Annotated in this window: 20 protein-coding genes; 13 read left to right on the top strand and 7 right to left on the bottom strand. The window is 68.4% G+C overall.

Annotated features, from left to right (window positions below; all coding sequences use genetic code 11):
• Position 1: 1 nt before the first annotated feature.
• Genes TS85_RS18150 through TS85_RS18125 form a run of 6 tightly spaced genes read right to left on the bottom strand, consistent with a single transcriptional unit; the run spans position 2 to position 5,814 of the window.
• Positions 2-829: a protein phosphatase 2C domain-containing protein gene (locus TS85_RS18150; RefSeq protein ID WP_044334096.1), complete on the bottom strand. Its 828-nt coding sequence runs from the start codon at positions 827-829 to the stop codon at positions 2-4.
• Between the two features lie 9 nt (positions 830-838).
• Positions 839-1,324: a GNAT family N-acetyltransferase gene (locus TS85_RS18145; RefSeq protein ID WP_227698531.1), complete on the bottom strand. Its 486-nt coding sequence runs from the start codon at positions 1,322-1,324 to the stop codon at positions 839-841.
• A 5-nt stretch (positions 1,325-1,329) separates the two neighbouring features.
• The gene (locus tag TS85_RS18140; RefSeq protein ID WP_044334093.1) at positions 1,330-2,625 is read right to left on the bottom strand and encodes a dihydrolipoamide acetyltransferase family protein; all 1,296 of its coding nucleotides are present in this window, start codon (positions 2,623-2,625) and stop codon (positions 1,330-1,332) included.
• Positions 2,626-2,630: 5 nt separating this feature from the next.
• Positions 2,631-3,635 carry an alpha-ketoacid dehydrogenase subunit beta gene (locus TS85_RS18135; protein ID WP_044336574.1) on the bottom strand — a complete coding sequence of 335 codons (1,005 nt, stop codon included), beginning with the start codon at positions 3,633-3,635 and terminating at the stop codon, positions 2,631-2,633.
• A 50-nt stretch (positions 3,636-3,685) separates the two neighbouring features.
• Positions 3,686-4,552, bottom strand: coding sequence for an alpha/beta hydrolase family protein (locus tag TS85_RS18130; RefSeq protein WP_044334092.1), 867 nt, complete (start codon positions 4,550-4,552; stop codon positions 3,686-3,688).
• Positions 4,549-5,814: a 3-methyl-2-oxobutanoate dehydrogenase (2-methylpropanoyl-transferring) subunit alpha gene (locus tag TS85_RS18125; protein WP_044334091.1), complete on the bottom strand. Its 1,266-nt coding sequence runs from the start codon at positions 5,812-5,814 to the stop codon at positions 4,549-4,551. Before TS85_RS18125 ends, TS85_RS18130 begins: the two co-directional genes overlap by 4 nt.
• Positions 5,815-6,005: 191 nt before the next feature.
• Here TS85_RS18125 and TS85_RS18120 point away from each other — a divergent pair, with 191 nt between their 5' ends.
• From TS85_RS18120 to TS85_RS18100, 5 genes are all read left to right on the top strand, one after another.
• On the top strand, positions 6,006-6,752 hold the full coding sequence (locus TS85_RS18120; protein WP_044336572.1) for an ImuA family protein: 747 nt from the start codon (positions 6,006-6,008) through the stop codon (positions 6,750-6,752).
• Between the two features lie 607 nt (positions 6,753-7,359).
• Positions 7,360-8,937, top strand: coding sequence for a DUF6504 family protein (locus TS85_RS18115; protein ID WP_052508000.1), 1,578 nt, complete (start codon positions 7,360-7,362; stop codon positions 8,935-8,937).
• A complete protein-coding gene (locus tag TS85_RS18110) occupies positions 8,934-12,344 on the top strand; it encodes an error-prone DNA polymerase (RefSeq protein WP_044334090.1) in 3,411 nt (1,136 codons plus the stop codon). The genes TS85_RS18115 and TS85_RS18110 overlap by 4 nt, the downstream gene beginning before the upstream one ends.
• A 49-nt stretch (positions 12,345-12,393) precedes the next feature.
• Positions 12,394-12,852: a PaaI family thioesterase gene (locus TS85_RS18105; protein WP_044334089.1), complete on the top strand. Its 459-nt coding sequence runs from the start codon at positions 12,394-12,396 to the stop codon at positions 12,850-12,852.
• Complete coding sequence (locus TS85_RS18100) at positions 12,849-13,223, top strand: PaaI family thioesterase (protein ID WP_044334088.1); 375 nt, start codon at positions 12,849-12,851, stop codon at positions 13,221-13,223. The genes TS85_RS18105 and TS85_RS18100 overlap by 4 nt, the downstream gene beginning before the upstream one ends.
• A gap of 144 nt (positions 13,224-13,367) precedes the next feature.
• On the opposite strand, the gene TS85_RS18095 is transcribed toward TS85_RS18100, so the two are convergent.
• Positions 13,368-14,510, bottom strand: a complete 1,143-nt coding sequence (locus TS85_RS18095; protein ID WP_044334087.1) for a PQQ-dependent sugar dehydrogenase — start codon at positions 14,508-14,510, stop codon at positions 13,368-13,370.
• Between the two features lie 204 nt (positions 14,511-14,714).
• Here TS85_RS18095 and rimP point away from each other — a divergent pair, with 204 nt between their 5' ends.
• The 8 genes from rimP to rpsO all read left to right on the top strand — a co-directional run bounded on the left by rimP (position 14,715) and on the right by rpsO (position 23,465).
• Positions 14,715-15,293, top strand: a complete 579-nt coding sequence (rimP, locus tag TS85_RS18090; protein WP_044334086.1) for a ribosome maturation protein RimP — start codon at positions 14,715-14,717, stop codon at positions 15,291-15,293.
• A gap of 5 nt (positions 15,294-15,298) precedes the next feature.
• Positions 15,299-16,921, top strand: a complete 1,623-nt coding sequence (gene nusA / locus TS85_RS18085) for a transcription termination factor NusA (RefSeq protein WP_044334085.1) — start codon at positions 15,299-15,301, stop codon at positions 16,919-16,921.
• A 28-nt stretch (positions 16,922-16,949) separates the two neighbouring features.
• Complete coding sequence (locus TS85_RS18080) at positions 16,950-17,654, top strand: DUF448 domain-containing protein (RefSeq protein ID WP_044334084.1); 705 nt, start codon at positions 16,950-16,952, stop codon at positions 17,652-17,654.
• Positions 17,655-17,662: 8 nt separating this feature from the next.
• A complete protein-coding gene (gene infB / locus TS85_RS18075) occupies positions 17,663-20,494 on the top strand; it encodes a translation initiation factor IF-2 (RefSeq protein ID WP_044334083.1) in 2,832 nt (943 codons plus the stop codon).
• 350 nt (positions 20,495-20,844) lie between these two features.
• A complete protein-coding gene (gene rbfA / locus TS85_RS18070) occupies positions 20,845-21,240 on the top strand; it encodes a 30S ribosome-binding factor RbfA (protein ID WP_044334082.1) in 396 nt (131 codons plus the stop codon).
• A gap of 334 nt (positions 21,241-21,574) precedes the next feature.
• Positions 21,575-22,159, top strand: a complete 585-nt coding sequence (locus TS85_RS25890; RefSeq protein ID WP_044334080.1) for a thymidine kinase — start codon at positions 21,575-21,577, stop codon at positions 22,157-22,159.
• Positions 22,160-22,162: 3 nt separating this feature from the next.
• Entirely contained in the window at positions 22,163-23,173 is a 1,011-nt protein-coding gene (gene truB / locus TS85_RS25885) for a tRNA pseudouridine(55) synthase TruB (protein WP_044334079.1), read from the top strand.
• Between the two features lie 22 nt (positions 23,174-23,195).
• Positions 23,196-23,465, top strand: a complete 270-nt coding sequence (rpsO, locus tag TS85_RS18050; protein ID WP_044334078.1) for a 30S ribosomal protein S15 — start codon at positions 23,196-23,198, stop codon at positions 23,463-23,465.
• Positions 23,466-23,531 lie beyond the last annotated feature (66 nt).

The raw sequence follows: 23,531 nt of genomic DNA, 5'->3' as shown, positions 1-23,531 counted from the left end.
ATCAGCCGCCGATCCGGAGCCACAAAGCCGTCGCGTCGTCGGAGCGCTTGAACCGCGGATAGCGCGCGCACGCCGCATCCTCGCGCTCGATCGCGCGGAGCCGGGTGGCGAGCGCGTCGAGGCCCTGCTCGTCGAGCGCGGCCATCAGCCCGGGCTCGTCGAACGCGGCATAGGAGTCGATAAGCGCGGCGAATCCGTCGGTCATCAGCAACAGCGTATCGCCGGGCGCGCAATCGATTCGCAGCGTCCGCAGCCGCGTCATCACCTCGGGCTCGACGCCCAGCACGGTGCGGCCCGGCCGGTTGCGCGAGGCGCGCAGCGCGTCGAGGATCGGGGCGCTGCGCTGGACGCTGCCGAGCCCATGCTGTGCGAGGCTGGCGGCGCTCTGGGCCTCGGCCTCGCCCGCCTCGCGCGGGGGGCCGATCCGCGTGACGCTGTCGCCCCGCCGGTGCAGCCCGACGCAATCGCCCAGCCAGCCGCATTCGAGCGCGCCGTCGCCGATCCGCACCGCGAGGAACGCCGCGATCGGCAGCTCCCAGCGATCGAGCGGGTCGCGGGTGCGGGCGGCGGCATAGTCGGCGGCGAGTTGCGCGGCGACGGCTTCGCACAGGCCCTCGATCGACTCGGCGGGCGCGGCGCCGGTAAAGGCGCGCTGCGCCCGGTCGGCGAGCCACGCCGCGCCGCCGCGCGCCCCGACCAGCCCCGGTGGGCCAAGGTCGGTCGCGCCATCGATCACCCAGCCATGGGTGTCGCCGGTGCCGGCGCGATCGTCATTGGGGGTGGCGGGGTTGCCGGCGAGGCTGAGCGACTGGATGAGGTCGAAATGCATGGGGGGCCTTTAGCCGCGCGCAGGCTCGCGCACCATATAGCGCGCGGCATCACCATAGCTGAAAAGCTTGGCGCGCAGATCCGGGCGATCGACGACCGCAAAGCCGTGTCCTCGCCAGAACGCCGCCGATTCGTTGACCGAAACCAGCGCGATCGGCGTCGCGACCCGCGCGAACAGCAGCGCCAGCCCCGCCGCCGCATGGCCCCCGCCGCGCGCCGCGGGGAGCAGCGCGAGGTCGTGGAGATAATGGGCGTCGGCGTGCGCAGGCAGGCTGCCCAGCAGCGCGTTCAGCGGCGGGACCGCGCCCAGCGGCCAAGGATAGGCGATCAGATACCCGGCTACCACGCCCCCCGCGTCGAGCACCCAGCAGAGCGACGGGCACAACGCCAGCCGCTCGGCGAAGCACGCGCGGTCCTCCGGATGGTCGGGAAACGCCACCCGCGCCACCGCGGCCACACCGTCGAGGTCGCCCGGCTCCATCGCTCGCCAGCGCATCGCCGTCAGTCCGCGAAGAGCAGCACCGGCGTCTCGACCAGCTTCTTCACCGCCTGGACAAAGCTCGCCGCGTCCCAGCCATCGACGACGCGGTGGTCGCAACTGATCGACAGGTTCATCAGCTTGGCGCGGACGACCTCGTCGCCCCGGAAGACCGGGCGCTCGACGATCTTGTTGGGGCCGATGATCGCGACTTCGGGGCGGTTGATCACCGGGGTCGTCGCGATCCCGCCGAGCGGCCCGAGCGACGTAACGGTGAGCGTCGAGCCGCTCAACTCCTCGGACTTCGCCTTGCCGATGCGCGCGGCCTCGGCCAGCCGGGTGATCTCGGCGGCGAGCTGCCAGACATTGCGGTCCTGCGCGTCGCGGATCACCGGCACCATCAGTCCGGCATCGGTCTGCGTCGCCATGCCCAGATGGACGCGGCCATGGCGCGTCACCACTCCCGCCTCATCGTCATAGCGCGCGTTGAGCATCGGGAAGCCGGGCAGCGCGCGGCACAAAGCGACGATCAGGAAGGGCAGCATCGTCAGCTTGGGCCGCTGGCCGCGATGCGCGTTGAGGTCGCCGCGCATCGCCTCCAGCGCAGTCACGTCGAGTTCGTCGACATAAGTGAAATGCGGGATCGCGCGCTTCGATGCGGCCATATTCTCGGCGATGCGGCGGCGCATCCCGATGACCTTGATGGGCTGGTCGTCGCGGGCGCGCGACGCGTGCGGGGCGTGGTAGCCCTGTCCGCTGCCATAGCGCAGATACGCGTCGAGATCGGCATGGCGGATGCGATCGCCCTCGGCGGGCTTCACCTGGGCGAGGTCGACGCCGAGGTCGGCGGCGCGGGCGCGGACGGCGGGGGAGGCGAGGATTCGCTCTTCTCCCCTCCCTGCAAGGGAGGGGTCGGGGGTGGGTGCCGATGCCGAAGGCGTCGGCTTTGCCTCGGGCGCCGGGGGCTCGCTGCGCTCGCCACCCACCCCCGGCCCCTCCCTTGCAGGGAGGGGAGACGGCTCCACCCCCTCCTCCACCCCCGGCGTCTCCGCCTCGACCGGCGTATCCTCGCCCGCGTCGTCGGTCTCGACCACCATCAGCGCCGATCCGATCGCGACCTGGTCGCCGACCTCGCCCGCCAGCGCGACCACCACGCCGGAAACCGGGGACTCCATCTCGACCGTCGCCTTGTCGGTCATCATATCGGCGACCTGCTGATCCTCCTCGACGCGCTCGCCGACCTTGACGTGCCACGCGACGATCTCGGCCTCGGCGATGCCTTCGCCGATGTCGGGCAGGCGGAATGTGAAACGGGCCATGCCGGTCAGTCCTTCAGGAGTTTGGTCAAAGCCTCGCGGATGCGCACCGGGCCGGGGAAATAGGCCCATTCGAGGCTGTGGGGATACGGCGTGTCGAACCCGGTGACGCGCGCGATCGGCGCCTCCAGGTGATAGAAGCAGCGTTCCTGGACGAGCGCTGACAATTCGGCGCCAAAGCCGCTGGTGCGTGTCGCCTCGTGCACGATCATGCAGCGCCCGGTCTTCTGCACCGACGCCTCGATCGCCGCGATGTCGAGGGGGACGAGCGTGCGCAGGTCGATGATCTCGGCATCGACGCCCATTGCCTCGACGGTCGCCTCGACGACATGGACCATCGTGCCATAGCAGAGGACCGTCACCGCCTCGCCCGCGCGCACCGTCGCCGCCTTGCCCAGTTCGATGCGGTAATGCCCCTCGGGCACCGCGCCCGCCGGATGCGCGCTCCAGTTGCGCGAGGGGCGGTCATAATGGCCGTCGAACGGGCCGTTATAGATACGCTTGGGCTCGAGGAAGAGCACCGGATCATTATCCTCGATCGCGGCGATCAGCAGCCCCTTGGCGTCATAGGGGGTCGACGGGATCACCGTCTTGATGCCCGAGACATGGGTGAAGATGCCCTCGGGGCTCTGGCTGTGCGTCTGCCCGCCGAAAATGCCGCCGCCATAGGGGCTGCGCACCGTGATCGGCGCAATGAAGTCCCCGTTCGAGCGATAGCGCAGCCGCGCCGCCTCGCTCACCAATTGGTCGAGCGCGGGGTAGATATAGTCGGCGAACTGGATCTCGGGCACCGGGCGCAGGCCATATGCGGCCATGCCGATCGCGACGCCGACGATGCCGATCTCGGTAATCGGCGTGTCGAACGCGCGAGTCTTGCCATATTTGGTCTGCAGGCCCGCGGTCGCGCGGAACACGCCGCCGAAATAGCCGACATCCTCGCCCATCACGACGACGTCGGGATCGCGTGCCATCATCACGTCCATGGCGGAATTGATCGCCTGGATCATGGTCATGCGGCTGGTGGTGCCGGCGTCGGGCGCGGCGGTTTCGGTGTCGGTCATCTTCAGCCCTCGCGCACGATGAAGCGGTCGCCGGGCGCCACGCGCATCTCGGCCAGCCTTGCCCTGGCGGCGGGATTGGCGGGGACATAGGCGGCCAGGAAATCGCCCGCCGCCACCCGCGCCCGCGCAAAGCCGGGGGTGCCCGCCGCATAGACGAGGCCATGCTCGCCGCCTGCGATCACCAGTGCATATTTGTCCCCCGCCGGGCTCTGTTCGATCGGCTGGAGATGGTCGGCGGGATCGGTCACGAACCCCTCGACCAGGTCGCGCGTGCCGGTGATCAGCATCGTCGGCACCGCCAGCGCGGCATAGGCGCCGGGCCGCACCAGCCCCGGAATCGCGCCCGGCGACGAAAAGGCCAGCACCGCGCCGACCCGCGCATCGCGCATCGGCAGCAGATTGGCGAGCGCGCCGCCCATCCCCAAGGCGATCAGCGCGCCATAGCTATGCCCCATCGCCGCGACGGGCAGGTCGGGGAATGTCTTGGCGGCATGGGCGCTGGTCGCGCGCATATCGGCGATCCGCTCGAAAAAGCCCTGGCGCGAATCGAACTTCGCGCGATCGGGATGGCGCGTCGAATCGACATGCAGCGGCGCGAGCACCGCATAGCCATCGGCGACCAGCGCCTGCACCATCGCCGCATAGCGTTCGGGCCACGAACCATGGCCGGTCGAGAACAACAGCACGCCGCGCGGCGACCCCGCCGGGCGCCATAGGGTCAGCGTGGTGCTGCGCGCCGACGATACCGCGAGGTCGATCGTCTCCGGCCCCGCAGTCTGCGCGTGGAGCAGCCCGGGGGGCAGCAGCGCCAGCCCGCCCAGCGCGACCGCACCCTGCAACAGCGCGCGGCGGGTGAGGATCGCGTTCATATCCCCGCCGCCTTGCGCTCGGCCATCATCTGCTCGCTCTGTTCCTTGAGGTGCCAGGGCATATGCTCGAACACGCCTTCGAACATCGTCTCGAACGGCTGGTGCATGCCATGGCCGAGGATGCCGTTCTTCTCGGCTTCCTTCTGCGCCGCCTTGACCTGTTCGGCGAGGTCGAGGTCCATCGCCTGCTGGCGGGCATCGTCCCATTCGCCGGTCGCGATCAGATGATCCTTGAGTCGCCGGATCGGGTCGCCCAGCGGCCAGGCATTGGGCTCGCCCGCCGAGCGATAGGCGGTGGGATCGTCCGACGTCGAATGCCCCTCGGCGCGATAGGTGAAATGCTCGATCAGCGTCGGCCCCTGGTTGGTCCGCGCGCGCTCCGCCGCCCACTGCGTCGCCGCATAGACCGCCAGCGCGTCATTGCCGTCCACCCGCAGCCCGGCAATGCCATAGCCGATCGCCCGCGCCGCAAAGGTCGTCGCCTCGGCGCCGGCAAAGCCCGAAAAGCTGCTGATCGCCCATTGATTGTTGACGATGTTGAGGATGACCGGCGCCTTGTACACCGTCGCGAAGGTCAGCGCCGAGTGGAAGTCGCCCTCCGCGGTGCTGCCCTCGCCGCACCAGGTCGCGGCGATGCGGCTGTCGCCCTTGGCCGCGCTCGCCATCGCCCAGCCCACCGCCTGCGGATATTGCGTCGCGAGATTGCCCGAGATCGAGAAGAAGCCATGGTCCTTCGCCGAATACATGATCGGCAACTGGCGCCCCTGCAACGGATCGCCGCGGTTCGAATAAATCTGGTTCATCATCGTCACCAGCGGATAGCCGCGGGTGATCAGGATGCCCTGCTGCCGATAGCTGGGGAAGCACATGTCGTCGCTGGCCAGCGCCATCGTGGCGGCGACCGACACCGCCTCCTCGCCGGTGGACTTCATGTAGAAGCTGGTCTTGCCCTGGCGCTGCGCACGGAACATGCGCTCGTCGAACGCGCGGGTCAGCGCCATGCTGCGCAGCATTTTGCGCTTGGCATCGGCGTCGAGGCGCGGGTCCCACGGGCCGACGGCGTGGCCCATATCGTCGAGCACGCGGACCAGGCCATAAGCGAGTTCGTGGAAACTGTCCGCCGCGGCCGCAGTGTCCGGACGGCGGCCGCTGCCCGCGGGCGGCACCACGACGTCGCTGAAATCCGCCTCGTCGCCGGGGCGGAAGCGGGGTTCCGGCACATGCAGCGAAAGCGGCGGCAGATTGGCGCGCGGCGCGGTCATGGACTCTCCAGCAGGTTGATCCGTTGCGCCTGAGGAACGCACGGACTCGATAAAAGTCTTGTTATAAAATTTCACGAGCGCTGTCGAGTAGGTCAGTAGCGCTGTCCTGAAAAATAGGATCGCGCGGGCGTTGACTCTTGCGCCAATCGGAACAGAATAAGAACATACTCCGCATCCGAGTCGTGACGATAATGGCCGATCCTGCCGTTCTGAAGCAATTGCGCGAGACGCTGGCCGGGCTTGAGACCGGGGGTTTCCGGCGTCGCCCGGTGCTGCCCTTCGGGCTGGCGCCGATCGATTCGCGGCTGGCGGATGGCGGGCTGCGGCTCGACGCGCTGCATGAGATTGCCCCCGCCGCGCCCGACATGGCCGAGGATTGCGCCGCCACGCTGTTCGTCAGCGGGATCGCGGCGCGCGCCTGGGGACCGGTGCTGTGGGTGGTGCGGCGGCGCGACCTGTTCGCGCCGGGGCTGGCGCAATCGGGGCTCGACCCGAAACGGCTGATCTATGCCGAGGCCGCCGACGATGCCGAGCTGCTGGCGATCATGGAGGAAGGGTTGCGGCATCGCGGGCTGGGCGCGGTGATCGGCGAGGCGCGGCGCGCGGACATGACCGCGACGCGGCGGCTGCAACTGGCGGCGGAGGGCGGGCGCACGATCGCGCTGCTGATGAAGCGCCACGCGCGCGAGGGTTCGGACCCGATCCGCGTGCCCTCCGCCGCCGTGACGCGCTGGCGCGTGGGCTGCGCGCCCTCGGCACCGTTGCCGGTGGCCGGGGTGGGACGTGCGCGCTGGCGGCTGACGCTGGCGCGGCAAAAAGGGGGGGAGGGTTTCGAACAGATAGTGGAGGCGTGCGATGCAACGGGTCGCTGCGCTCTACCTGCCGCATTGGGCCATCGAACGGCTGCGACAGGCAGAGCGGACCGCCAGGCCGCCTGAGGCCCGGCCCCCCGCATCGCTGGACGCGCTTGGTCAAGTGGCGGCGGCCGAACAGGAACATGCCTGTTCGGTGCCCCGCGGCGGCGGCTGGCGCCCCGGCGCGCGCTGGGCCCGCGAGGGACAGGTTCCGGCGCATCGGCAACCGGGGAAGCATGAGATCGGGCGGCGTAGTGAGGCGGCGCGCGCGCCGTTTCGGGCGATGCGTTCCGATGAGGGGGGCGTGCCGGTCGTTCCCGCATTGGGCTCGGGAAGCCTGGGGGCGCCGCATAGCGAATGGGACGTCGCTTCTTCCCGCCGTCATGCTGAACTTGTTTCAGCATCCAAGGCCCCACAAGCTACGGCGAGGCAAGTTGAGGACTGGATGCTGAAACAAGTTCAGCATGACGGGGGTTCCTTTTCCAGCGACGTGGCGGCAAGCCCTCCATTGCGCGCGATGCGCTCCGACGAGGGAGGTGCGCCCGTAAAATCCGCATTGGGGACCGCCCGCGCAGCGGGTGGTGGAGGGGGCGGGGCAGGGTCATCACTCGTGCTTAAGACCCGTCATCCCAGCGAAGGCTGGGATCCATTCGCCTCTCCGCCGGAAGCAGAAGCACCGACGGAGCACCGAATGGATCCTGACTTTCGTCAGGATGACGGCGCCAAAAGCGGTGGCGGTAAGCCGTCACACCCTTCTACGCCTCCCTCCGAGCAACTCCCCCCCCTCGTCACCACGCTGCGCACCGGCAACCGCGTCGAGATCGCCGCCGCCTGCCGCCAAGCCCGCGCGCTGGGGATCGGTCCCGGCATGCCGCTGGCCCAGGCGCGGGCGCAGGTGCCGGGGCTCGACATCCGTCCCGCCGATCTGGCGGGGGATCGTGCCGCGCTGCGCCGACTCGCGCTCCGTGCCGCGCGGCGCTGGTGCCCGGTGGTGATGGCCGATGGCGAGGACGGGCTGTTGCTCGACCTCACCGGCACCGCGCATCTGTTCGGCGGCGAGGGGGCGATGGCGCGGCGCATCCTGCGCTTCCTGGCGCGCGCGGGGTTCAGCGCGCGGATCGCCGTGGCCGACACGATCGGCGCGGCGCATGCACTCGCCCGCCATACGCCCGGCGGACTGTGCCCGCCGGGGCGGCAAGGCGAGGCGCTGGCCGGGCTGCCGATCGCCGCGCTGCGGATCGAGCCGCGCGCAGTCGAGCTGCTCCACCGGCTGGGGGTCGAGACGATCGGCGCGCTGGTGGCGATGCCGCGCGCGCCGCTTGCCCGGCGGTTCGGCATGACGCTGGTCGCGCGGATCGACCAGGCGCTGGGCGCGCTGCCCGAACCCTTCGACCCGCTGGTGCCGCACGAACCGATCCTGATCGTCGAGCGCTTCGCCGAGCCGATCGCCACGCCCGATGCGATCGCGCATTGGATGGGCGTGCTCGTCGCGCGCTTTGCCGAGGCGCTGGCGCAGGCGGGGCTGGGGGCGCGGCATATCGAGCTGATCGCCGACCGCGTCGATGGCGTGCCGCAATGCGTGCCCATCGGCCTCGCGCGCGCCAATCGCGATCCTGCGCATCTGCTCCGCCTGCTCACCCGGCGGATCGAGGGGATCGAGCCCGGCTATGGCATCGACGCGCTGCGGCTCCACCTCCGCCGCGCCGAGCCGCTGGGGGCGCAGGCGATCGTCGAGCGGCTCGACGAGGATGCGCCGCCCGACCTTGCGCCTTTGGTCGATACGCTGGCGACGCGGATCGGGATGGCGCGGATGTGGCGCAGCCGCCCGGTGGAGAGCGACGTGCCCGAACGTTCGGTGGCGCGGGCGGGGGTACTCGATCCGCCGGCGCGTGCGGCCGCCCCGCTGCGCGCCGACGATGTCCGCCGGCTCGACCAGGCGGGGCCACCGCCCGTCTGGCACCCCGATTGGCCGCGTCCCGCCCGGTTGCTGCTGCGCCCCGAGCGGGTGGACGACGTCATCGCGCTGCTCCCCGATCAGCCGCCGCGCCGCTTCACCTGGCGTGGGCAGAGCCACCGCGTCGTCCGCGCCGACGGGCCCGAGCGCATCCATGGCGAATGGTGGCGCAGCCGTGCCGAGACCCACAGCGTCCGCGACTATTTCCGCGTCGAGGACGAGGCCGGGCGCCGCTACTGGCTGTTCCGCCGCGGCGATGGCGAGCGCGCAGTGACCGGCGATCTCGGCTGGTATCTCCACGGGGTGTTCGGATGAGCTATGCCGAGCTTCAGGTGACGACGCATTATTCGTTCCTGCGCGGCGCCTCCGCCCCCGACGAACTGTTCGCGACCGCTGCGGCGATGGGGCTGCCCGCGCTGGGCGTGACCGATCGCAATTCGGTGGCGGGGCTGGTCCGCGCGCTGGTGGCGAGCGAGGCGACGGGGGTGCGGCTGGTCGCCGGGTGCCGGCTCGACCTGGTCGACGGCACCGCGATCCTGGTCTGGCCCGAGGATCGCGCGGCGTGGAGCCGGCTCACCCGGCTGCTGACGCTGGGCAAGGCGCGCGCCGATCCGCAGCATGGCGAGAAGGGCAAATGCTTCCTCCATTGGGAGGATGTGGCGGAGGTGGCGCAGGGGCTGGTCGGCGCGCTGGTGCCCGCTATGGGCGATGTTCGCCACGATCGCGCGCTCGAATGGATGGCGGATGTGTTCGGGGACCGCGGCCATGTCGCGCTGACTCAGCATCGCCGCCCCGGCGACGCGCTGCGGCTGCACCGGCTGGCGGAGGCGGCGGCGCATTATGGGCTCACGCCGCTGGCGACCGGCGACGTGCTGTACCACCATCCCGACACGCGCATGCTCCAGGACGTGATGACCGCGATCCGCGAGCGTTGCACGATCGACGCGCTGGGGTTTCGCCGCGAGCGCAATGCCGATCGCCATCTGAAGCCGCCGCAAGAAATGGCGCGCCGGTTCGCCGATCACCCGGACGCACTGCGCGCATCGGCGGCGATCGTCGAGCGGTGCAGCTTTTCGCTGCGCGACCTCGACTATCAATATCCCGACGAGATCGTGATGCACCGCCACACTCCGCAAAAGGCATTGGAGCGGATGGCGTGGCGGGCGCTCAACGCCCGCTTCCCGACGCGCCCGCCCCGGCGCTATCGCGCGCTGCTGCGCCACGAGCTGCGGCTGGTGCACAAGCTGCGCTACGCCCCCTATTTCCTGACGGTCCACTCGATCGTCGGCTTTGCCCGCAGCCAGCATATCCTGTGTCAGGGGCGCGGATCGGCGGCCAATTCGGTGATCTGCTTCGTGCTGGGGATCACGTCGATCGATCCGGTCAAGCACAAGCTGCTGTTCGAGCGCTTCATCTCCGAGGATCGCGGCGAGCCGCCCGATATCGACATCGATTTCGAGCATGAGCGGCGCGAGGAAGTGATCCAGTGGATCTACGAAACCTATGGCCATGACCATGCCGCGCTGACCGCGGTGGTCAGCCGCTTCCGCTCGCGCGGGGCGCTGCGCGAAGTCGGCAAGGCGCTGGGGCTGCCCGAGGATCTGACCGCGGCGCTGTCGAGCCAGGTCTGGGGCTGGTCGAACACCGTCGACGACGCCCATGCCGATGCGCTGGGGCTGGACCGCAGCGACCCGCGGCTTGCGCTGACGCTCGAGCTGGCGCGCGAGCTGATCGGCACGCCGCGCCATTTGTCGCAGCATCCCGGCGGCTTCGTGCTGACTCGCGACCGGCTCGATTCGCTGGTGCCGATCGAGCCCGCCGCGATGGTCGATCGCCGCGTGGTCGAGTGGGAAAAGCTCGACATCGAGGAGCTGGGGCTGATGAAGGTCGACATCCTCGGGCTGGGGATGCTGGGCTGTATGCGCCGCGCGTTCGACTTGCTGGAGACGCACAAGGGGGTGCGGATGACGATGGCGTCGGACACGCTCCAGGTCGACGATCCCGCCACCTTCGCGATGATCCAAAGGGCCGATACGCTGGGCACGTTCCAGATCGAGAGCCGCGCGCAAATGTCGATGCTGCCGCGGATGCGCCCGGAGAATTTCTACGACATCGCGATCCAGGTGGCGATCGTGCGGCCCGGCCCGATCCAGGGCGACATGGTCCACCCGTACCTCAAGCGCCGCGAATTGCTGCGCAACAATCCGCGCGCGAAGATCGACTATCCCTCGCCCGCGCTGGAACAGGTGCTGCAAAAGACGCTGGGCGTGCCGCTGTTCCAGGAACAGGCGATGCAGGTCGCGATCATCGGGGCAGGGTTCACCCCCGGCGAGGCGGACCAGCTCCGGCGCAAGATGGCGACGTTCAAGGCGACCGGCGGGGTGGGGGAATTCCACGAGAAGCTGGTGTCGGGGATGCGCGCGCGCGGGATTAGCGCGGAGTTCGCCGAGCGGCTGGTCAAGCAGATCGAGGGCTTCGGCAGCTATGGCTTCCCCGAAAGCCACGCCGCCAGCTTCGCCAAGATCGCCTATGCGTCGAGCTGGATGAAATGCCACCATCCCGACATTTTCTGCGCGGCGCTGCTCAATGCCCAGCCCATGGGCTTCTACGCCCCCGCCCAGATCGTCCGCGACGCGCGCGACCACGGCGTCGAGATCTGCGCGGTGTGCATCAACGACAGCGAGTGGGATACGCGGTTGCACTGTTGTCACCCTCACCCTTCCGCGCCTTCGGCGCTCCCTCCCTCTCCCAAAGGGAGAGGGAAAGGACGCGAAACTCCCTCTCCCTTTGGGAGAGGGAAGGGGCCCGCCGCCATAGGCGGTGGGAAGGGTGAGGGCGAGGCGATCTCAAACGGCGGGGAGTACCAGAAACGCCTCCCCCTCCGCCTCGGCATGGGAATCGTGCAGGGACTGGCGCAGGCCGATGCCCAAGCGATCCTGGAAGCGCGCACGCACGGCTCCTTCACCTCGATCGACGAAGTGTGGCGCCGCTCGGGCGTCAAGCCCGCCGCGCTGGAGCGGCTGGCGCGTGCCGATGCGTTTCAGGCGCTGGGGCTCAACCGGCGCCAGGCGCTGTGGGCGATCAAGGGGCTGGCGAACAAGCCGCTCGACCTGTTCAGCGCCGCCGACCTGCGCCAGGGGACCACCCGGCCCGAGAGTGTCGAGGCGCCCGTCGCGCTGGTGCCGCTGACCGCCGGGCGCGAAGTGGTGGAGGATTACCGCGCCACCCAGCTCAGCCTGCGCGGGCATCCGGTGGCGTTTCTGCGCGCGCGGCTGGCGGCGCGGCGGATCGCGCCATGCGGCGATTTGCTGCGCATGAAGGACGGCGCGCGCGTCGAAGTCGCCGGGCTGGTGCTCGTCCGCCAGCGTCCGGGCAGCGCCAAGGGAGTGGTGTTCGTAACGCTGGAGGACGAGACCGGGATCGCCAATGCCGTGCTGTGGCCCGACCGGTTCGAGGCGCATCGCCGCACCGTGATGTCGGCGACGATGCTGGCGATTCGCGGGCGGGTGCAGCGCGAGGGGCTGGTGATCCATGTCGTCGCCGATGCGCTGACCGACCTGACCGGCTGGCTGCGTGACGTGGGCGAGATCGATATGCCTCGGATGACGGCCCCCGGCGACGGCGCGACGCAGGGCGGGACGATCGATCCCCGCGAGCGCAAGGCCACATGGCGCCCGCGCGGCGAGGACGCGATTCCCGTCAAGTCGCGGGACTTCCACTGAAACGCTGGCGGTTTGCGCACCGCCGGGGGGCAGGCTAGGAGCCGGCAGCATGAGCGACAGCGCCACGCCAGCAGCGCCGGGGTTCGATCCCCGATGGTTCTTCCAGCTCCGCAAGCAGGGCGGCGGCGGGCATGGCGGGCGGCTGGGCCTCGGCTATCGCGGGCACGGCGCCGACTGGTGCGAGCTCGACCTGCCCTATGCAGCCGACCTGATCGGCGACCCCGATTCAGGCGTGCTCGCCTCGGGCCCGATCCTCGCGACGATGGACATGGCGGCCAGCGTCTCGGTGTGGCTGAAGGCGGGAGGCTTTCGCAACCATGCGACGCTCGACCTGCGGATCGATTATCTGCGCCCCGCGCGCGTCGGCCAGACGGTGATCGGGCGCGGCGAATGCTATCGGCTGACGCGCTCGATCGCGTTCGTGCGCGGACAGGCGCATGACGGCGACCCCGCCGATCCGATCGCACATGTCGCGGGCACGTTCATGGCGGTGGAGGGCTATTGGTGAGCATTCCCTATGCCGAACTGCTCGGGCTCAGCGTCGAGCCCGGCGAGGTCGCGCCGACTCTGGTGATGCCCTTTGCCGACGCGGTGCTGGGGCGCCCCGGCTTCCTCCATGGCGGCGCGATCGGCGGGCTGCTCGAGATGGCGGCGGTCGCGGCGCTGCATCAGGCGCTGGAGAGCGAGGGCGGGGGCAAGGTCAAGCCGATCAACCTGACCCTCGACTATATGCGCGGCGGCCGCGACAAACCCACCCGCGCCCGCGGCACCGTCACCCGGCTGGGCAAGCGCGTCGCCAATGTCGAGGCGGTCGCGTGGCAGGATGAACCCGACCGCCCGATTGCGGCGGCACGGATGAACTATCTGATCGTGCGATAACGCGTGCCGTCGCGCAGTTCCCCAAATATTCGTCATCCCAGCGAAGGCTGGTATCCATTCGGGGCTCGGCTTGAGACAAAGCGCAGACGGAGCACCGAATGGATCCTGACTTTCGTCAGGATGACGGGGAAAGAAAAGTAACGCTCACCCCTTCGGCGTAAGCTTCAGCAGCCGCCCCTGCGACCCGCGCTCGCCATCCTCCAGCACCCAGATCGCGCCGTCCGGCCCCTGTTCGACTTCGCGGATGCGTGCGCCCATCGGCCATTGGTCGCCCTTGGTCGCATTGGTGCCGCTGACGTCGACGCGCACCAGCGCCTGGCTCGACAGCCCGCCGATGAACAAATCGCCCTTCCACTGCGGGAACAGCGTGCCCGAATAGACCATCAGCCCGCCGGGGCTGATCACCGGGTTCCACCAGACCTTGGGCGCTTCATAGCCGTCGCCGGGGGCGTGATCGGGGATGTCGCGGCCGTCATAATGCGATCCGTTGGAGACATTGGGATAGCCGTAATTGCGCCCCGGCAGGATCAGATTGACCTCGTCCCCGCCCTTTGGCCCCATTTCCTGCTCCCACAAATTGCCCGCCGAATCGAACGCGATGCCGAGCAGATTGCGATGGCCATAGGACCACACTGCCGGATCGAACCCCTTCGCCGCCAGCGGATTGCCCTTGGCGGGGGTGCCGTCGTCGTTGAGCCGCAGCACCTTACCCAGCGTCACCTTGGGGTCCTGCGCGGGGGTGAATTTCTGGCGCTCGCCATTGGTGAAGAACAAATGGCCGTCGGGCGCGAACGCGATTCGCCCCGAATAATGGCCATTGCCCTCGACATAGCTGTTCGCGCGGAACAGCGTCTGGACGTTGCCGAGCGCAGGCGATGCGCCGTCGCTCAGCGTCCCGCGCGCCAGCACCACGCCCTTCAGCCCCTGCGCGTTTGCTTCCGAATAGCTGAAATAGACCAGCCGGTTCTGCGCGAATTTCGGATGGAGGACGACGTCCATCAGCCCGCCCTGGCCCGCCGAATCGACCGCAGGTATGCCCGCAACCGCGCTGCGCGCCTTGCCGTCGGCGGAGACGAGCAGCAACGTGCCTGCCTTCTCGGTCACCAGCATCCGCCCGTCGGGCAGGAACGTCATTGCCCAGGGCGAGTCGAAATCCGCGATCTGCGTCACCGTGAAGGGCAGTCCCGTCGGCGCCGCGGCGTTTTCCTGCGCCTCGGCCTCGGATTGCGGATTGCACGCCGCGAGCAGCGCGAAGGCGGGTAGCGTCAGGCGGGCAAGGTTCGGCATCGGGAATCGCTCCTTTTCGGGGATCAGCCTCGGTAACGCGCAGGGCCGCGTCAAGTCGCATCGCATCCGCCGTGCCGGAACCCCTTGCTCCCATCGGGCCAAGCGCGTATATCGCACCTGCTTTCTCGACATCGTCAAACATGATCGAGGCCGCACCCACCGGGTGCGGTCGCGGAAGCGGCTTATCCCTGTACCGGAGACTGCATGGCGGACATCGCCCTACTGACCAGGCTGATCGAACCCGAGGCGCAGGCGCTCGGGCTGGCGCTCGTGCGCGTCAAGATGTTCGGCGGGGTCAGCGATCCGACGTTGCAGGTGATGGCCGAGCGCCCCGATACGCGCCAGCTCACGATCGAGGATTGCGCCGCGCTGTCGCGCCGCATCTCCGAACAGCTCGACGCGCTGGAGGCCGAGGGTCGCGACCCGATCGACCATGCCTATCGGCTCGAAGTCAGCTCGCCGGGGATCGACCGCCCGCTGACGCGGCTCCAGGATTTCGAGGACTGGAAGGGGCATGAGGCGCGGATCAACCTGACCGAGCCGACCGAGGATAATCGCAAGCAGCTCACCGGCATATTGGTGGGCGCCGCCGACGGCCAGATCATGATCGACGTCCGCAAGCATCGCGAAGTGACGCTGCCGTTCGCGCAGGTCGCCGACGCCAAGCTGCTGATGACCGACGCGCTGCTCGCCGCGACGGCGCCGCTTTCGGCCGATGGGGCCGAGGAATTCGAAGAAATCGACGACGCCGATGCGTCCGACGACGCACAAGTAGAAGGGTAACAAGGATGGCCACTGCCATTTCCGCGAACAAGGCCGAACTGATCGCGATTGCCGATTCGGTCGCCAAGGAAAAGCTGATCGACCGCGCCATCGTGATCGAGGCGATGGAAGACGCGATCCAGCGCGCCGCCAAGAATCGCTACGGCATCGAAAACGACATCCGCGCAAAGCTGGACCCCGTCTCGGGCGACCTGCGGTTGTGGCGCGTCGTCGAAGTCGTCGAGGCGGTCGATGATTATTTCAAGCAGGTCTCGGTCAAGGACGCGCAGAAGCTGCAAAAGGGCGCCGTCGTCGGCGACTATATCGTCGATCCGCTGCCCCCGATCGAATTCGGCCGCATCCAGGCGCAGGCATCGAAGCAGATCATCTTCCAGAAGGTGCGCGACGCCGAGCGCGATCGCCAGTTCGAGGAATTCAAGGATCGCATGGGTGAGATCATCACCGGTGTCGTCAAGCGCGTCGAGTTCGGCCATGTCGTCGTCGACCTGGGCCGCGCCGAGGGCGTGATCCGCCGCGACCAGCAGATCCCGCGCGAAGTCGTCCGCGTCGGCGATCGCGTCCGCTCGATCATCCTCAACGTCCGCCGCGAAAATCGCGGGCCGCAGATATTCCTCAGCCGCGCGCACCCCGACTTCATGAAGAAGCTGTTCGCGCAGGAAGTCCCCGAAATCTACGACGGCATCATCGAGATCAAGGCCGCGGCCCGCGATCCGGGCAGCCGTGCGAAGATCGGCGTGATCAGCCATGACAGCGGCATCGATCCGGTCGGCGCGTGCGTCGGCATGAAGGGCAGCCGCGTCCAGGCAGTCGTCCAGGAAATGCAGGGCGAGAAGATCGACATCATCCCCTGGTCGCCCGACACCGCGACCTTCGTCGTGAACGCGCTCCAGCCCGCCAATGTCAGCCGCGTCGTGATCGACGAAGAGGATGACCGCATCGAAGTGGTGGTCCCCGACGACCAGCTCAGCCTGGCGATCGGTCGCCGCGGCCAGAATGTCCGCCTCGCCAGCCAGCTGACCGGCAAGGCGATCGACATCCTGACCGAGGCCGATGCCAGCGAGAAGCGCCAGAAGGAATTCGTCGAGCGTTCGGCGATGTTCGAGAAGGAACTCGACGTCGACGAGACGCTGGCGCAGCTGCTGGTCGCCGAGGGCTTCACCGCGCTCGAGGAAGTCGCCTATGTCGAGGCCGACGAGCTGGCCTCGATCGAGGGTCTCGAGGAACTGGTCGACGAGCTGCAGAGCCGCGCGCAGGAAGCGCTCGACCGCCGCGAGGAAGCCAATCGCGAGGCGCGCCGCGCGCTCGGCGTGTCCGACGATCTGTCGGCCATCCCCTATCTGACCGAGGCGATGCTGGTCACGCTCGGCAAGGCGGGGATCAAGACGCTCGACGACCTGGCCGATCTCGCCACCGACGAGCTGGTCCAGAAGAAGCGCCAGGAACCGCGCCGCCGCAACGAGGACGCGCCCAAGCGCGCCGAGGACAAGGGCGGCGTCCTGGCCGAATATGGGCTGAGCGACGAGCAGGGCAACGAGATCATCATGGCCGCCCGCGCGCATTGGTTCGAAGACGAAGACGCGGCCCCGGCCGCAAGTTCGGAGGACGCAGTTGCGGAATCCGAACAATGATACCGCTCGCGTAAACCGCGCGGATGACGTGGCGGAGGGTCCCCTCCGCCGCTGCATCCTTTCGGGCGAGCATGACGCGCGCGACCATCTCGTGCGCCTCGCGCTGTCGCCCGACGGCGAGATTTTGCCCGATGTGCGCGCCAAGGCTCCGGGCCGTGGCGCGTGGATCGGCGTGACGCGCGCCGAGCTGGAAGCCGCGCAGAAAAAGGGCAAGCTGAAGGGCGCGCTCGCGCGGGCGTTCAAGACCGGCGAGCTGCGCATCCCCGATGATCTGGGCGAACGCATCGCGGCGGCGCTCCAGCGCGGTGCGCTCGACCGGCTGGGGCTCGAGGCCAAGTCGGGAAGCCTGCTGACCGGCGGCGAAAAGCTGGCGGTGGCGGCGCGATCGGGCAAGCTCCATCTGCTCCTCCACGCCTGCGATGCGGGCGAGGATGGCGCGGGCAAACTCGCCCAGGCATGGCGCGTCGGATCGGATCGCGAGGGCAGCAACCTCAAGGGGTTAACATTGCCCGTCTCGCGCACCATATTGTCCTTGGCGCTTGGACGCGAAAATGTGGTACATGTCGGCCTGACCGACTCCAAAGCGGCTGCGAGGGTGGGCGACGCGCTCGACCGGTGGCTGCACTTTATCGGACCCGAACCCGCTCCCAAGCCTTGCGAAACAGGCTCGCAGGGAGCAACGGCGCATTCTTCGGACGTGCCGCACGACGAACGACAGATTGAAGGACTTTAGGCAGCCGCATGAGCGACACCGATAACGATAAGCCGAAACTGGGCATGCGCGCGCCGCTGGGGCTGAAGCGCACTGTCGAGACGGGCAAGGTGAAGCAGAGCTTCAGCCATGGCCGTTCGAACACCGTGGTGGTGGAAGTGAAGCGCCGCCGCGTCCTCGGGCCGCAGGGTGCTGGGCACGAGGAAGCGTCCGCGCCCCAGGCTGCCGAGCCCGTCCAGGCCGCGCCCGCTGCGCCGGCGCCGCGCCCGGCTGCGCCCGCGCCGCGTCCGCCGATGGAGAATCTGTCGCCGCAGGAGCGCCAGGCCAAGCTGCTGCGCGAAGCCGATGAACAGCGCATGCAGGCGCTCGAAGAGGCACGCCGCCGCGAGGAGCGCCTGCGCCAGGAAGCGATCGAGGAAGAGCGTCGGCGGGTAGAAGAGCGCGCCCGCGCCGAGGCCGAGGCCGCGCGTGTTCCGGAGCCGGCGCCCGCGCCTGCGCCCGAGCCGGTTGTGGCCCCTGTCCCGACTCCAGCCCCTGCGCCCGCCGCGGCTGCCCCGGCACCCGAGCCCGCGGCAAAGCCCGTTGCGCCTGCGCCGGTCGCTGCCGCCGCTCCGCCGGCTGCTCCGGCTCCGGCTCCGGCTGCCGCCGCTGCGCCTGTCGCCAAGCCCGCGCCCGCCGCTCCGGCGCCGCGTGCGCCTGCGCCCCCCGCGCCGTCGCTGCTGTCGCTCGACGCCAATCGTCCCGCGCCGCGCCGCTTCACCCCGGTCCAGCGTCCCGAAATCCCCAAGCCCGCGCCCAAGCCCGAGCCGGCCCCGGTCGAACGCGAAGCCGCGACGGCTGCCACGCCGGCGCCTTCGGCAACCGCGCAGCCGCAATCGGCGCGTCCGCAGCCTGCGGGCGTCGCGCCCAAGCGGCCCGAGCCGCCTGCGCGTCCCGGTCGCGGTGGCCGTCCCGGCGACGATCGCCGCCAGTCGGGCAAGCTCACCGTCACGCGTGCGCTGGGCGACAATGACGGCGCCCGCGCCCGCAGCCTCGCCGCGCTGAAGCGTGCGCGCGAGAAGGAACATCGCCGCATGGGCGGCCCGCGCGAGCCGCAGGCCAAGCAGGTCCGCGACGTCGTGGTGCCCGAGGCGATCACCGTGCAGGAACTCGCCAACCGCATGGCCGAAAAGGGCGCGGACCTAGTCAAGGCGCTGTTCAAGATGGGCATGCCCGTCACGATCAACGCGACGATTGACCAGGACACCGCCGAGCTGCTGGTCACCGAATTCGGCCACAACATCGAACGTGTGAGCGATTCGGACGTCGATCTCGCGATCGATACCGGCGGCGATTCGGAGGAAGCGCTCCAGCCGCGTCCGCCCGTCGTCACGATCATGGGCCATGTCGATCACGGCAAGACCTCGCTGCTCGACGCGCTGCGCGGCACCGATGTCGTGCGCGGCGAAGCGGGCGGGATCACCCAGCATATCGGCGCCTATCAGGTCACGCTGAAGGACAAGTCGAAGATCACCTTCCTCGACACGCCGGGCCACGAAGCCTTCACCGAAATGCGGGCGCGCGGTGCCAATGTCACCGATATCGTCGTGCTGGTGGTGGCCGCCGATGACGGGCTGATGCCGCAGACGATCGAGGCGATCCACCACACCCGCGCCGCGGGCGTGCCGATGATCGTCGCGATCAACAAGATCGACAAGCACGAAGCCAATGCCCAGAAGGTGCGCGAGCGTCTGCTCGAACATGACGTGCAGGTCGAGGAAATGGGCGGCGAGACGCAGGACGTCGAAGTCTCCGCGCTCAAGAAGATCGGGCTCGACGCGCTGATCGAGAAGATCCAGCTCCAGGCCGAACTGCTCGACCTCAAGGCCAATCCCGATCGCGCCGCCGAAGGCAGCGTGATCGAGGCGAAGCTCGACAAGGGTCGCGGCCCGGTCGCGACGGTGCTCGTCAGCCGCGGCACGCTGCGGGTCGGCGACGTGTTCGTCGTCGGGGCCGAGAGCGGCAAGGTCCGCGCACTGATCGACGACAAGGGTCGCCAGATCAAGGAAGCGGGTCCGTCGATGCCGGTCGAAGTGCTCGGCCTGTCGGGCGTGCCGATGTCGGGCGATCCGTTGCAGGTCGTCGAGAACGAAGCGCGCGCCCGCGAAGTCGCCGAATATCGCCAGGGCGTCGCACTGCAAAAGCGCACGACCAACGCGCCGGCCAGCCTGGAGAGCATGTTCTCCGCGCTCAAGGAGAAGCAGGCGATCGAATATCCGCTGGTGGTCAAGGCCGATACGCAAGGGTCGGTCGAGGCGATCGTGGGTTCGCTCAACAAGATCTCCACCGACGACATCAAGGTGCGCATCCTGCACGCCGGCGTCGGCGGCATCACCGAGAGCGACGTCACGCTGGCGGGTGCCAGCGGCGCGCCGATCATCGGCTTCAATGTCCGTCCGAATGCGAAGGCGCGGGAAATCGCCGATCGCCAGAAGGTCGCGCTCAAATATTATGACGTGATCTACGACCTGACCGACGAGATCCGCGCCGGCATGGCCGGGACGCTCGGGCCGGAAGCGTTCGAAACCGTGGTGGGCCGCGCCGAAATCCGCGAGGTCTTCTCGGCGGGCAAGCATGGCAAGGCGGCGGGTCTGCTCGTGGTCGAAGGCGTCATCCGCAAGGCGCTCAAGGCGCGCATCACGCGCGACGACGTCATCATCTACCAGGGCGAGATCGCCTCGCTCCGCCGCTTCAAGGACGACGTCCCCGAAGTGCGCGCGGGCCTGGAATGCGGCGTGACGTTCACCCAGAATTTCACCGACATCAAGTCGGGCGATTTCCTGGAAACCTACGAAGTCGAGCTGCGCGAACGGACGCTGTAAGGTCCGCGATCCTTGCGGACCCCTTTTGTTCTTTCGTGCTAGGCTGACTGTGTTACGCTCCTCTTCGGTTGCATCTGCGACCGAAGAGGAGGTGAGGATATTGGAGACACAGACTGCCGTGGTTCTGGTTCTGGGTGGCGCGACGTTCGTCGTTGCGCTGCTTGGACTGGTGGCAAAGCTCATTGAGCTGAGCCGCAAGTAATCCAGCGCGGGCTCTCGGTGCTGGAACGCCGGGAGCCCAAAATGATTTGAGCCCGAGCGCTGGAACGCCCGGGCTCAGGAAGTTGAAGCACCGGAGCTTCGACTGTCGTGGTGCTCTCTACATAGCGAAAAGCGGCCTAAGTCACAAGATGCGTCAAACCGAAACCACCGAAACACGCTCCGTCCGCCTGCTGAAAGTGGGCGAGCAGATGCGCCACGTGCTGAGCGAAGTGCTCCAGCGCGGCGACGTCCATGACGAGACGCTGGCGCGGCATCTGGTGTCGGTCACCGAAGTCCGTATGTCGCCCGATCTGCGCCACGCCACGGTGTTCGTGAAGCCGCTGCTCGGCAAGGACGAGGCCGCGGTGCTCAAGGCGCTGCGCACCAACACCGCCTATCTCCAGCGCGAAGTCGCCGCGCGGGTGAAGATGAAATATGCCGCCAAGCTCAAATTCCTGGCGGATGAGAGCTTCGACGAAGGCAGCCATATCGACAAGCTGCTCCGCGATCCGAAGGTGGCACAGGATTTGAGGGACGGAGAATAGCTCAGGCGCCGGGAAGGAGCACCTGCGCTCTCTCCCGAGAATCGCGCTCCTCCAGCGCAGCCACTGCCGCGTCCGGTGTCGCTCTTGCCTGTATCCAGCGTGGCGGTTCGCTCCAGAAACTGCCTGCGGTGAGATCACAGCCGGACGGGCCCTCCTCGCCCATTGCCCAAACGATGCGAGCGGCCCCCTCATCGCCAACCGGATCGTCGGCATTGGCGATCGCCAACCAGGCCCCACCACTGTAAGTGCCCCCGTAACGGTCCTGAAGCACGACCACTGGGTACAGGTGCGGCGGCGAACTGGACATTCCTCAACCTTTCTGTGTCATGCGGTGATGGCCAAGCTCTATTTCTACTACGCCTCGATGAATGCCGGCAAATCGACGACGCTGCTCCAGGCCGATTTCAATTATCGCGAGCGGGGCATGCGCACCTTGCTGTTCACTGCCGGGGTGCATGATCGCGGCGGCAGGGGCGTCATCGATTCGCGGCTGGGGATTCAGGCGAGCGCGACTCCGTTCGATGCCGAAACCGACCTGCGCGTCGCGACCGAAGCGGCGCATTTTGCCGCGCCGCTGGCATGCGTGCTGGTCGACGAGGCGCAGTTCCTGGCGCCGGCGCAGGTCCGCCAGCTTGCGCATATCGCTGACGAAGTGGGCATCCCGGTGCTGTGCTACGGGCTGCGGACCGATTTCCAGGGCAAGCTTTTCCCCGGATCAGCCGAACTGCTGGCGATCGCCGATTCGCTGATCGAGATAAAGTCGGTGTGCGAATGCGGGCGCAAGGCGACGATGAACCTGCGGGTCGATGCGGCGGGTAACGCCGTGCGAAAGGGCGCGCAGAAGGAGATTGGCGGCAACGAACGCTATGTCGCCTTGTGCCGCCGCCATTTCATGCAGCGCACCGGCGGGATCGCCTAGGCGATGCACGGCTGGATCCTTCTCGACAAGCCGCTCGGGCTCGGCTCGACCCAGGGCGTGAGCGCGGTCAAGCGTGCGCTGCGCGAAGGCGGCTATGGCAAGTTCAAGGTCGGCCATGGCGGGACGCTCGATCCGCTGGCGACGGGCGTGCTGCCGATCGCGGTGGGCGAGGCGACCAAGCTGGCGGGGCGGATGCTCGACAGCGACAAGGTGTATGAGTTTACGATCGGGTTCGGGGTGCAGACCGATACGCTCGACCTGGAGGGCACGGTCATCGCCGAGTCCGAGGTGCGCCCGGCACTGGCGGAGATAGAAGCGATGCTGCCGCGCTTCACCGGTCCGATCGCACAGGTGCCCCCGGCCTATTCGGCGCTGAAGGTCGATGGCGCGCGCGCCTATGACCTCGCCCGCGCGGGCGAACAGGTGGTGTTGCCGAGCCGGGATGTGACGATCCATTCGCTGACGCAATCCTCCCCCGCCAGGGGGAGGTGGCACGCGAAGCGTGACGGAGGGGGAGGAAGCGACTCAATAACCGACGGGAGTCCTCCCCCTCCGACCGCCTTTGGCGGCCACCTCCCCCTGGCGGGGGAGGATCGCGTCAGCGTGCCCCTCTCGGAAATCACCCTCACCGCGCATGTCTCCAAGGGCACGTACATCCGCAGCCTCGCGCGCGATATCGCGCTGGCGCTCGGCACGGTCGGCCATGTCACCATGCTCCGCCGGACCAAGGCGGGGCCGTTCACGCTCGACTCCGCGATTTCGCTGGACAAATTGCACGAAGCGGGTAAGGCCCGCACGCTTGAAGACATACTCCTGCCGTTGAGGGCGGGGCTGGACGACATCCCGGCTCTATCCCTCACCCCCGACCAGGCAGGGCTGCTCCGCAGGGGGCAGGTCTTGGCCGGGATTGCTGCGGAAGCGGGCCACTATTTTGCGTGCGCGGGGGAGACTCCGGTCGCGCTGGTGGAGGCTCAGGACGGGATCGTCCGGGTCGTCCGCGGCTTCAATCTGTAAGAACGATGTCGTAGGAAGAAACATGACGATTTCGCAGGAGCGCAAGGACGCGCTCGTCAAGGAACATGGCCGCGCCGATGGCGACACCGGCAGCCCCGAAGTCCAGGTTGCGATCCTCACCGAGCGCATCGTCAACCTGACCGAGCACTTCAAGATCCACGGCAAGGACAATCATTCGCGCCGCGGTCTGCTGCTGATGGTCAATAAGCGGCGCACGCTGCTCGATTATCTGAAGAAGAAGGACGCCGGCCGGTACGGCGACCTGATCGCGAAGCTCGGGCTTCGCAAGTAAACTGGGGACGGCGCCTTCGCGGCGCCGTTTCTGCATTTCGGCCCGGCGCAATTCGGCGCGGGCCGC

The sequence above is a fragment of the Sphingomonas hengshuiensis genome (assembly GCF_000935025.1).
Lineage (GTDB): Bacteria > Pseudomonadota > Alphaproteobacteria > Sphingomonadales > Sphingomonadaceae > Sphingomonas > Sphingomonas hengshuiensis.
The sequence above is the reverse complement of the archived record's forward strand: the minus strand, read 5'-3'. Positions and strand labels throughout refer to the sequence as shown.